The organism is Bradyrhizobium sp. (assembly GCF_035273305.1).
Taxonomy (GTDB): domain Bacteria; phylum Pseudomonadota; class Alphaproteobacteria; order Rhizobiales; family Xanthobacteraceae; genus Bradyrhizobium.
The window spans coordinates 1-10,383 of sequence record NZ_DATEPI010000030.1 but is presented as its reverse complement, the minus strand read 5'-3'; the positions used below and the strand labels follow the sequence as shown (position 1 = coordinate 10,383).

The window sequence follows — 10,383 nt, the reverse complement described above, 5'->3', positions numbered from 1 at the left end:
GAATTCGGCGTGGCCCGGCGCGTCGATCAGGACGATGTCGCGAGAGCCGGTGCGAAATCTGATCTGGGTCGTATCGATAGTGATGCCCTGGTCGCGCTCGGTCTGGAGCGCATCGAGCAGGAACGACCATTCGAACGGCATACCGCGGCGGGCGCTGACGGTTTTGAGCATCTCGAGCTTGCCTTCGGGCAGGCTTCCGGTCTCGTGCAGCAGCCGGCCGACGAGCGTCGACTTGCCGTGGTCGACATGCCCGACGATGACAATGCGAAGCTGGGGCCGGGTAGTGCCGTTCGGGGTTGCCGATATCGAGGTCGTCACAAGCATGTTCATCGGATCACCCAGCGCAATGATAATTTAGAGATAGCCCGCGACCCGTAATCGCTCGAACGCGTCTTCGGTCTCGTGGTCGAGCGCGCGGCCTGAACGTTCCGGCACCTTGGTGCTTTCGAGTTCGATAAGGATTTCCTCGATGCTCGCAGCGTTTGAATCCACGGGATTCGTGATGTCCTGGTCACCGAGCGAGCGATAGCGCTTGCCGTCCTTGGCCAGATAAAGCGGAATAATTGGAATGTTTTCGCGCTTGCTGTAGGCCCAGATGTCGGCTTCGGTCCAATTCAGGATCGGGTGAATGCGCAAATGTGCTCCCGGTGGCGGTGAAGCATTGAATTGGTCCCAGAATTCCGGCGGCTGGTCACGTACGTCCCATCCGCCCTCTGTGCCGCGCGGCGAGAACACCCGTTCCTTCGCCCGAGTAGCTTCTTCGTCACGACGGATGCCTGCAATCAAGCCATCGAAGCCGTATTTGGCCAGCGCCAGCTTCAACCCTTCGGTCTTGCGGGCGGCGGATCGCGCGGCAGGCGGCAGGGTCGGATCAACAGTCTCCAGCGGGGGACAAAGTTCGATCCGAAGATCAAGCTCCCATTCCTTGCCGTACCGGTCGCGGAACGCGTACATCTCCGGAAACTTCTTGCCGGTGTCGACGTGCAAGGCGGGGAATGGCACGTGGCCGAAGAAGGCTTTGCGCGCGAGCCAGATCATGACATTGGAGTCTTTGCCGAGCGACCACAACAGCGCCAGCTTCTTCAGCCGCGCAAAGGCTTCCCGGAAAATGTAAATGCTTTGCGCCTCGAGCGCGTCGAGGTGATCCATCGAAGGCTGCACCGCGCGAATACCGGTGGAAAATTGCCGGACATCGGAGTTCCCTGACTCCCTTGGCGGTTGATCCTGAAGCGGTGGACGGCTCGGGATTTTCTTATCGAGAAGATGCATCTCTGGCCCTTGGCCGTTAAAGGCTGAAATTCTATAGTTGCGCTGCAATAGAGAAGAAATAATTTTCTCTTTGCGGCCGTGAAATCAGAGATATATAGAAAATAATTCCAGTCAACCCGGAAAGTCGGGTAAGCGAGTGGCGCATGCGATTCCTGCCGATATTCCTCGATCTGCAAGCCGGTCCTGTGCTGTTGGTCGGCGCCGGCGACCTGGCACGAGCGAAACTGCGTTTGCTGGTAGCTGCGGGCGCTCATGTTCGCTGGTACGTGAACGATGGCCAACATGATGTCAGCGGCCTCAACGCTGCCGAACTAGCAAGAATCGAGCGTGTCGATGGGAATCCGTTGGCAGCCGATCTCTCAGGTGTTGTTGCGGTTCTTTGTGCGGGCGCCGGCGAGATCGGGCCTGCGATGTCGGCGAGGGCGAAGGCGATCGGTCTCCCCGTCAACGTGATGGACGATCTTTCGCACTCCACATTTGTTTTCCCGGCTGTAGTCGATCGCGGGGACGTCGTGGTCGCCGTCGGTACCGGTGGGACGTCGCCGGTGGTGGCGCGCCGTGTGCGCGAGCGCATTGAAGCAGCCCTGCCGGCGAGAATTGGCGAACTCGCCAGCTTTATCGGACGCTGGCGTAAATCCATTCACAGCCGCATCCCTGAATTTTCCTTACGCCGCCGCTTCTGGGAGCGCGTGGTCGATGGCTCGATCGGCGCGCTGGTCCTCGCCGGACGCACCGATGAAGCCGAAGCCGCACTGAAAGATATTCGTGACGCCAGCGCCTTTGCTGGCGCGCAAGCAACAGGCAAGCCCGAAGGAAGCGTGGCTTTGGTCGGTGCTGGTCCGGGCGATCCGGATCTGCTGACCATTAGGGCGCTTCGAGCGCTGCAGGATGCCGATGTTGTTTTCTACGATGAACTGGTCTCGCCCGAAGTGCTCGATCGCGCGCGCCGCGATGCGGTGCGCATTCCCGTGGGTCGCCGCGTCGGCAAGCCCGGCATCGGCCAGGCAGCGATCAACGAACTGATGATCGAGGCTGCGAGAGCAGGTCAGCGTGCCGTACGCCTTAAAGGGGGCGACCCCTTTGTGTTCGGGCGCGGCGGAGAGGAAGTCGACGCGTTGCGCCAAGCTGGCGTAGCCTATTCGGTGGTGCCCGGGATTTCCGCTGCGCTCGGCGCGGCGGCGCAGTTCGAAGTACCGCTCACGTTTCGCCGGGAAGCGCTTCGCATCACGTTCCTCACCGCGCACAAGGCCAGGGATGCCGAGACCGTCGACTGGTCGACGCTGACCGACGAGAAGATGACGGTCGTCGTGTACATGGGACTGACCGCGGCGAGTTCGATCCGCGCCGGCCTGCTGGCCGCCGGGCGGTCGCCGCAAACGCCGGTCGGCGTGTTTGCGCGGGTAACCCGTCCGGAGGCGGAAGGGGTCGTCGGAACACTCGATGCGTTACCCGATCTGGTCGACAAGATCGCGGGCGGTCCCGCCATTCTGATTATCGGCGATGTAGTGGCGCGGTCTGCCTCATTTCGCGATTCCAACCTCAATCAAATTGTCTCAGAATTGATGGACGCTGCCGAATGACCTCGCCGCTTGAACAGAAAAAAATCAGAATCGCCGGCCCGTCAGTGGTGACGGCCAACCGCACTTGGGACGGTCTTGTCATCTACCGCACCGCTCGACGGGACTGGTCGGCAAAGCTTTCGGAGGCGGCGATCGTGCGCACCTCCGAGGAGGCGCGCGCGTTACTCGCGGAGTCAGTGGCCGACGATCTCGGCGCAGTGGGCGCCTATATCGCACCCGTTGAAGTCAAGGAATCCGGAAAGATCAAGCCGGGCAACCTCCGCGAACATATCCGATTTCGGGGTGTCACCATCGATCTTCCTGTTCCGGCGTAAGGCGATCTTCTCATGTATGCATACGACCAACTCGATCGCGCGCTTATCAACGAGAGGGTCGATGAATTTCGCGACCAGGTGAAGCGCCGTCTGACAGGCGAACTCACCGAGGATGAATTCAAGATGCTGCGCCTGCAGAATGGCGTCTATTTGCAGCTTCACGCCTACATGTTTCGCGTGGCGATTCCGTACGGAACGCTGTCCTCTAGGCAATTGCGCAGGCTGGCGCACGTGGCGCGGCGCTACGACCGCGGCTACGGCCACTTCACCACGCGACAAAACATCCAGTTCAACTGGATCAAGCTTGCCGAATTGCCGGATGCGCTTGCTGATCTCGCTGAAGTCGGCATCCACGCCATGCAGACCTCCGGCAACAACACGCGCAATGTCACCTCGGATCAATGGGCCGGCGTGGCGCCCGGCGAAATCGAGGATCCCCGCATCTGGTCCGAGCTATTGCGGCAATACACAACATTGCATCCGGAATTCTCGTTCCTGCCACGCAAATTCAAGTTCGCGATTACCGCATCAGCTCATGATCGCGCCGCGATCAAGATTCATGATATTGGGCTGCGCCTGCACAAGAACGCGGAGGGCGAAACCGGATTTGAGGTCCTGGTCGGCGGCGGGCTTGGCCGCACACCCTTCATTGCAAAGACGATCAAGAGCTTCGTCCATGGCCACGATCTCCTCAGCTATGTCGAGGCGATCCTGCGCGTCTATAACCAGTATGGCCGTCGCGACAACATCTACAAGGCTCGGATGAAAATCCTTGTGCACGAACTGGGGATCGAGAAATTTGCGCAGGAGGTCGAGGAAGAATGGCAGCAGATGCGCGGCAACTCGCTGACGCTGGATGACGGCATCATCGAGGAGATCCGTTCGCGCTTCACCTATCCCGCCTACGAGAAATTGCCGCACATGCCGGAAGAGCTGAAGAAGGCCGCGCATGATCCTCAGTTCGAGAGATGGCGTAAGAATTCGGTCGCGCTCCACAAGGTACAGGGTTACGCGATCGTGACGCTCTCTCTGAAGCCCGTTGGTGGGCCGCCCGGTGATGCCACCGCAGACCAGATGGACGCGATCGCCGATCTCGCCGACAGATATTCCTTTGGCGAGATCCGCGTCGGCCACGAGCAGAACCTCGCGCTTCCCCATGTCGCGCGCCGCGATCTGCCAGCGCTTTGGAAGGCGCTCGACAAGCTCGGGCTGGCGACGCCAAACGTCAATCTGGTCTCCGACATCATCGCTTGCCCGGGGCTGGATTATTGCTCGCTTGCTAACGCGCGCTCGATCCCTATCGCGCAGGAGTTGACGCGGCGTTTTGCGAATCACGACATCGCCAGCCTGATCGGACGGCTGCACATCAATATCTCGGGCTGTATCAACGCCTGTGGCCACCATCACGTCGGCCACATTGGAATTCTTGGCGTCGAGAAGAACGGCGAGGAGTTTTACCAGATTACGATTGGTGGCCGTGCCGACGAGAACGCCGAACTCGGCAACCTGATCGGGCCGGCGGTGCCGTACGCCGAAGTCGCCGATGTTGTCGAAGATATTGTCGAAGCATATCTGGCGTTACGGGTGCGTCCCGATGAGCTGTTCGTCGAAACCGTGAAGCGGCTCGGTGTCGAACCTTTCAGGGAGCGCGTCTATGCCACTCGTTAAGAACGGGAAAATTGCGGACGACGTATTCGCGGTTATCGCCGATGATGCCGAGATACCCGATGCAGGCGCGGTAATCATTTCGGCAGCGCGATTTCTCGAAAATCCCGAGGTGCTTTCACGCCGGATAAGTCGAACCGGCGTTATCTGGCCGAACAATCGCGACCTCGATGATCTCGTACCCTATCTGGATCGGCTTGCGCTTGTTGCCCTGGTGTTTCCAACCTTCCGCGATGGCCGCGCTTACAGCCAGGCCCGGCTGTTGCGCGAACGCCACGGCTATCGTGGCGAAGTGCGCGCCACGGGGCAGGTGCTGCGCGACCAGTTCCTATTCATGACGCGCGCCGGTTTCGATGCTTTCGAGGTGAAGAAGCCTGCCGATGCCGAGGCGTTCGCCGGGACCGTGCAGCGTTACTCGGTGTTCTATCAGCCGACCGGCGACGGCCGGCTCACCGCGCTGCACCGGCGGATGCTGGCGCGTCATTCAGAAAGCGCCAGCCGATGACTGCGCTCGCACCTGATGAGCGGTCCGAATCGGTTCGCGAGTTGCCATCGGCTCAAGACGTTGACCGCGAACTGCGCAATGCTTCTCCTCGGGAGGTCATCGCAAAAGCGCTGCAAATGGTCGGGCGCGAACACCTCGCCCTGGTCTCCTCATTCGGAAGCGAGTCGGCCGCACTGCTTAAGGTGATGGCGGAAGTCGATCCAACGATACCGGTGATCTTCCTGGATACCGGGTGGCTGTTCGAGGAAACGTTAAGCTATCGCGACACACTGATCGAGAGATTGGGATTACGCGACGTCCGCTCGATCAAGCCGCTGGAACAGACCCTTTCGCGCGAAGATCCCGAGAGGGCGCTCTGGTTCTCCGATCCGGATGCATGCTGCAGGATCCGCAAAGTCGAACCGTTGAGCCGTGCGCTGGCCCCGTTTCATGCCTGGATCAATGGCCGCAAGCGCTTCCAAGGCGGCGTCCGTGCCGATATTCCCGTCGTCGAGGAGGACGGCGCCAGGCTCAAATTCAATCCCTTCGCAAACGTCTCGCGCGAACAGATCGAGAGCATCTACAAGTCTTCAAAGCTGCCGCCGCATCCGCTCGTGGCAAAAGGTTTTCTCTCGGTCGGCTGCATGCCATGCACCAGCCGCGCCAAAGCCGGCGAAGACGTGCGCGCCGGCCGCTGGCGTGGCACTGCTAAAACCGAATGCGGTATCCATACGCATAAACCCTCGTAGGTCCGGGCTTGCCGGTCACCCCGCGGACCGGCAAAATCATGGCGCGACGTTCACCATTCAGCCACGGTTGGTATGCAACAACGCCGACCAAGAGAGGATCAGCCGAAACTGCGGCCGATCCTGTCTTGGGAGCATGGATGAGCGCATGATCGAACATGCGCGGGGGGCTTTGAATGACACGCGCCGCGCTGGCGATGATTGGACTGCTGGCACTCTGCGGCTGCGCGGGGGAAGTGCCGATTGAGCAACCGTCGATGTATATCAACATGGCGAGCCCCGGGGCCCGGCTCGACTCGCTCGCGGCAGCCTCGATGATCTCGCTCTATCGGCAGAATAATGGGGTAGGTGCCGTCGCGGTCGATCCCGAGCTGATGAAACTCGCCGAGCAGCAGTCGCTGGTGATGGCCAGCCGGGACAAGCTCGATCACGACGCCAAGGCGCCGTTGGCGTCCCGCCTGAGCGCCTCCGGATACCCGGCGACGCTGGCGGTGGAGAACATCTCCGCCGGCTATCACACATTGGCGGAGGCGTTTTCGGGCTGGCGGGACTCTCCGCCACACCGGGCCAATATGCTCAAAACCGGGGTCACGAGGCTGGGCATCGCCGCCAGCTACGCTCCCAATAGCAAATACAAAGTGTTCTGGACCATGATTCTGGCGGCATCGGAGCCTCGATAAAGCAGATGTCACAAGCAGCCGCGCACGTTGACCTCATCGCGAACTGACGCCACCGTGGATCGCAAATTCCATACTCGAGCGAACAATGAACGATAGCTCGTATTCAGCGCCAGCCAGCACGCCCGCGAAAGCGCTGCGCGTACTGGTCTTGCAAGGCGGTGGCGCGCTCGGCTCGTATCAAGCCGGTGCCTACCAGGCGTTGGCTCACCAGGATTTCGAGCCGGAATGGATTGCTGGCATCTCGATCGGCGCCATCAATGCAGCGATCATTGCCGGCAACACGCGCGAGAAACGCATCGATCGCTTGAAGCAATTCTGGGAAATGGTTTCAGCGCCGGTGCCGTGGAGTCCGATTGCATCGGGCGAGGGCGCCCGATCGCTGTTCAACGAAACCAGCGCAGCCTATATCGCGACCTTCGGTGTGCCCGGCTTTTTCCGGCCGCGCCTGCCGCCGGCGCCGCTTTGGCCGCCGGGCACTCCGGAGTCGCAGAGCTATTACGATACAGCGCCGCTGCGCGCCACGCTCGAGCGGCTGGTCGACTTCGACCGGATCAACGCGCTCGAGACCCGCCTGAGCGTAGGTGCCGTGAGTGTCACGACCGGCAATCTCCGGTATTTCGACAATTTCGAATTCAGGAAACTCGGCAAGAAAATTCGACCCGAGCACATCATGGCTTCCTGCGCGTTGCCACCGGGATTTCCTTCGATCGAAATCGATGGCGAGCATTTCTGGGATGGCGGCATCGCTTCAAATACGCCGCTCGACTATGTACTGGATGCGGAAATCAGCAACGACCTGCTGATCTTTCAGGTCGATTTGTTCAGCGCTCGCGGCCCGCTACCCGACTCATTGCTGGAAGCGGCGGAGCGCGAAAAGGACATCCGGTTTTCCAGCCGCACGCGGATGAATACGGACAAGAACAAGCAGGTTCATAATATGCGCAAGGGGTTGCGCGAACTGATCGGCAAGCTGCCGGATGACCTGAGGAACGACCCGTCGGTCAAAATGCTGTCGGAGGCGGCAAAGGAAAACACCGTCACGGTGGTACATCTGATATATCGCAGCAAGAATTACGAATCCTCCTCGAAGGATTATGATTTTTCACGGGTCGGAATGGTCGAGCACTGGGGCGCTGGCGAGCGCGACGTCAAGCTCTCGATGCGTCACAAGAATTGGCTCGAACAGCCACAATCCGATGAAACCATGATGAGCTACGATCTTACGGAGGATTCTCTTGAGCCTTCGTCGGCAAATAAAAGGAAATGAAATGGGCGTGTTGACTGGTAAAAACGCAGTGGTGACCGGATCGACCAGCGGGATTGGACTGGCCTATGCGCGCACCTTCGCAAAAGCGGGTGCGAATATCGTTCTTAACGGAATGGGAACGCCTGCCGATATTGAGAAGGAGCGTTCGCGCATCGAAGCCGAGTTCAAAGTGAAGGCCGTCCATTCGCCCGCCGACATGACCAAGCCTGCCGAAATCGCTGACATGATTGGGCTCGGCGAAAGAACTTTCGGTTCGGTCGACGTGCTGGTCAACAATGCCGGCATCCAGTTTGTTGCCCCGGTCGAAGAGTTTCCGCCTGAAAAGTGGGAAGCGATTATCGCGATCAATCTGTCGTCCGCATTTTATGGCATCCGCGCCGCTGTGCCCGGCATGAAGAAGCGTGGCTGGGGCCGGATCATCAACACGGCGTCAGCGCATTCGTTGGTGGCATCGCCGTTCAAGGCGGCCTACGTGTCGGCCAAGCACGGCATTGCAGGCCTCACCAAGACGGTGGCGCTTGAGCTTGCCAGCTTCAAGATCACCTGCAATTGCATCAGTCCCGGTTACGTCTGGACGCCGCTGGTCGAGAAACAGATCCCCGACACCATGAAGGCGCGCAATCTCACCAAAGAGCAGGTCATTCAGGACGTATTGCTGGCAGCGCAGCCCACCAAGGAGTTCGTCACGGTCGACCAGGTCGCGGCGCTGGCGCTGTTCCTCTGCGGTGACGACGCTTCACAGATCACCGGCGCGAACCTGTCGATGGACGGCGGCTGGACCGCGGCCTGAAGCGGTCAGCTTCCGAACGCGAGCACGTGAAGCCCGAGCCGCTGCCGCACGATCCAGAACAGCAGCAGCGTTTCGAACGCCAGCGAAATCGAGGTCGCCGCGGCGGCGCCGTGGCCTCCGAACCGCGGCACCAGCGCTAAGCAGAGCGCCACGTTCATGACAAAAGCCAGCGCATAGGCGAGCGCGCAGATATGCTGATGGCCGAGCATGTTGAGCAGCCGTTCCACCGGACCGATCGCGGAACGCACCACAAGCCCGACCGCCGCGATGAACATGATTTCGTAACCGCTCACGAACTGTGGTCCGAACAACGATAACAGTGGTCTGCCCAGGGCGAGCAGCAGCACGGTTGCGGCGAGAGATGGCCAGAAGGTCCAATTGATCGCATGCGTCACATAGGCCGACAGCCGCGTTTTGTCGCCGAGCACATGATATTCCGCAAATCGATGCGCGGTGGTCGCTGCCATAGCGTAATGGATAAAGGACACCAGCGCCAAAGTCTTCACCACCGCGAAGTAGATGCCCACCTCTTCGGAACTGCGGAATTGCTGCAGTACCAGCACGTCGGTGTAGGACAGCAGCAGGTAAAAGCCTTCGACCAGCAGAATCGGCAGCGAGACCGCAAGCCAGCCGTGAAAATCGTAAGCTTTGGGACCAGCCTCGACATGGCCTCCGAGACGGCGGTTGAGCACGATCATCTGGCCGATCATCGCGATCCATACCGCAGCTGAGCTGGCGAGCATCGCGGCGGTTGCACCGAGACGCAAGCCAAGCGCGAACGCGCCCGCAGTGAGGCCGATGATCAGCGATTGGCGCACGATGAATTGCGGCATGATTGCCAGCCGCATCCAATCATGCGAGCGCGCAATACCGTCCTGCGTGTTGGCGACCACGAAAGCCGGCAACGTAACGCAGCCGATATAAAGCGGAACGATCGCGTCGGCGTCCATCCATGGCGAGAGCAGTTTCACCACGCCTGCGAGCAGCAGTGACAAGACGCTCGCAACTACGAGGCTGATCCAGCGGCTGCCGGATAGAAAGCCGCGCAACAGCGCGTGCTCGCCGCGCGTGCGGTATTCCGGAATGATCTTTTGTGCCGATGCGGAGAGGCCGAAATCCATCATGCTGCCGAGCAGCAGCACCCAGGTCCAGACATACACATACACCCCGTAATCCGAGCCACCCATCCAGCGGGCCAGCAGCACTTGGGAAAGATAAGCAAGCGCCGCGCTGATAACGCGGATGATGAAAATGGTGCCGGCAAGCCGCCTTGTCACTGACGCGTCGCCGGATCCGCCGAGCAGTAAACGCAACCGCCCGATCGGGCCGGGGTGCGAAGCTGTCGCGGGTTGTGCGTCCATCACCATGAGGCAGGAATTCCGAAGGCCGCTGCGGATCGCGGCCACGGTCCCGACGTATCAACTATTCGTTAAGATTGAGTTGGGTGCAGCTCCGGGTTCGGCTTGGCCGGTGCTGCCCGCACGAGCGTGATCGGTTCTGTTTTCTTCACGCGAACCGGCGTCCACTCGCTCGAAAACGCTCTAATACAGATTGATGTTGAATTCGTAGGAGCGCTCGGCGCCCACCA

11 protein-coding genes are annotated in these 10,383 nt (G+C 60.2%); 8 read left to right on the top strand and 3 right to left on the bottom strand.

The genetic code is table 11. The features are described from left to right. A partial coding sequence (locus tag VJV58_RS02015) for a GTP-binding protein (protein ID WP_324135652.1) occupies window positions 1-330 on the bottom strand: 330 nt, incomplete at its 3' end. Between the two features lie 24 nt (window positions 331-354). Next, window positions 355-1,149 carry a sulfate adenylyltransferase subunit CysD gene (cysD, locus tag VJV58_RS02010; protein ID WP_324135654.1) on the bottom strand — a complete coding sequence of 265 codons (795 nt, stop codon included), beginning with the start codon at window positions 1,147-1,149 and terminating at the stop codon, window positions 355-357. 263 nt (window positions 1,150-1,412) lie between these two features. On the opposite strand from cysD, the gene cysG reads away from it, so the two are divergent. The 8 genes from cysG (at window position 1,413) to VJV58_RS01970 (ending at window position 8,795) form a co-directional block, all read left to right on the top strand. Next, the gene (cysG, locus tag VJV58_RS02005; RefSeq protein ID WP_324135651.1) at window positions 1,413-2,849 is read left to right on the top strand and encodes a siroheme synthase CysG; all 1,437 of its coding nucleotides are present in this window, start codon (window positions 1,413-1,415) and stop codon (window positions 2,847-2,849) included. Next, window positions 2,846-3,163 (top strand): DUF2849 domain-containing protein, encoded by a 318-nt coding sequence (locus VJV58_RS02000; RefSeq protein WP_324135650.1) that lies wholly within the window; start codon window positions 2,846-2,848, stop codon window positions 3,161-3,163. The genes cysG and VJV58_RS02000 overlap by 4 nt, the downstream gene beginning before the upstream one ends. Before the next feature lie 12 nt (window positions 3,164-3,175). Continuing rightward, entirely contained in the window at window positions 3,176-4,831 is a 1,656-nt protein-coding gene (locus VJV58_RS01995) for a nitrite/sulfite reductase (RefSeq protein WP_324135649.1), read from the top strand. After that, window positions 4,818-5,333 carry a DUF934 domain-containing protein gene (locus VJV58_RS01990; RefSeq protein WP_324135648.1) on the top strand — a complete coding sequence of 172 codons (516 nt, stop codon included), beginning with the start codon at window positions 4,818-4,820 and terminating at the stop codon, window positions 5,331-5,333. The genes VJV58_RS01995 and VJV58_RS01990 overlap by 14 nt, the downstream gene beginning before the upstream one ends. Further along, window positions 5,330-6,061: a phosphoadenylyl-sulfate reductase gene (locus VJV58_RS01985; protein WP_324135647.1), complete on the top strand. Its 732-nt coding sequence runs from the start codon at window positions 5,330-5,332 to the stop codon at window positions 6,059-6,061. The genes VJV58_RS01990 and VJV58_RS01985 overlap by 4 nt, the downstream gene beginning before the upstream one ends. 173 nt (window positions 6,062-6,234) lie before the next feature. Then, window positions 6,235-6,738, top strand: coding sequence for a CAP domain-containing protein (locus VJV58_RS01980; protein WP_324135646.1), 504 nt, complete (start codon window positions 6,235-6,237; stop codon window positions 6,736-6,738). A gap of 85 nt (window positions 6,739-6,823) precedes the next feature. Beyond that, window positions 6,824-8,005: a patatin-like phospholipase family protein gene (locus VJV58_RS01975; RefSeq protein WP_324135645.1), complete on the top strand. Its 1,182-nt coding sequence runs from the start codon at window positions 6,824-6,826 to the stop codon at window positions 8,003-8,005. Window position 8,006: 1 nt separating this feature from the next. Next, window positions 8,007-8,795, top strand: a complete 789-nt coding sequence (locus VJV58_RS01970) for a 3-hydroxybutyrate dehydrogenase (RefSeq protein WP_324135644.1) — start codon at window positions 8,007-8,009, stop codon at window positions 8,793-8,795. Between the two features lie 5 nt (window positions 8,796-8,800). On the opposite strand, the gene VJV58_RS01965 is transcribed toward VJV58_RS01970, so the two are convergent. After that, window positions 8,801-10,156, bottom strand: a complete 1,356-nt coding sequence (locus tag VJV58_RS01965; RefSeq protein WP_324135653.1) for an oligosaccharide flippase family protein — start codon at window positions 10,154-10,156, stop codon at window positions 8,801-8,803. Window positions 10,157-10,383 lie beyond the last annotated feature (227 nt).

Coding starts and splice junctions, on each gene's coding strand:
- cysD (WP_324135654.1), bottom strand. CDS start 1,149: ATGGATCACCTCGACGCGCTCGAGGCGCAAAGCATTTACATTTTCCGG.
- cysG (WP_324135651.1), top strand. CDS start 1,413: ATGCGATTCCTGCCGATATTCCTCGATCTGCAAGCCGGTCCTGTGCTG.
- VJV58_RS02000 (WP_324135650.1), top strand. CDS start 2,846: ATGACCTCGCCGCTTGAACAGAAAAAAATCAGAATCGCCGGCCCGTCA.
- VJV58_RS01995 (WP_324135649.1), top strand. CDS start 3,176: ATGTATGCATACGACCAACTCGATCGCGCGCTTATCAACGAGAGGGTC.
- VJV58_RS01990 (WP_324135648.1), top strand. CDS start 4,818: ATGCCACTCGTTAAGAACGGGAAAATTGCGGACGACGTATTCGCGGTT.
- VJV58_RS01985 (WP_324135647.1), top strand. CDS start 5,330: ATGACTGCGCTCGCACCTGATGAGCGGTCCGAATCGGTTCGCGAGTTG.
- VJV58_RS01980 (WP_324135646.1), top strand. CDS start 6,235: ATGACACGCGCCGCGCTGGCGATGATTGGACTGCTGGCACTCTGCGGC.
- VJV58_RS01975 (WP_324135645.1), top strand. CDS start 6,824: ATGAACGATAGCTCGTATTCAGCGCCAGCCAGCACGCCCGCGAAAGCG.
- VJV58_RS01970 (WP_324135644.1), top strand. CDS start 8,007: ATGGGCGTGTTGACTGGTAAAAACGCAGTGGTGACCGGATCGACCAGC.
- VJV58_RS01965 (WP_324135653.1), bottom strand. CDS start 10,156: ATGGACGCACAACCCGCGACAGCTTCGCACCCCGGCCCGATCGGGCGG.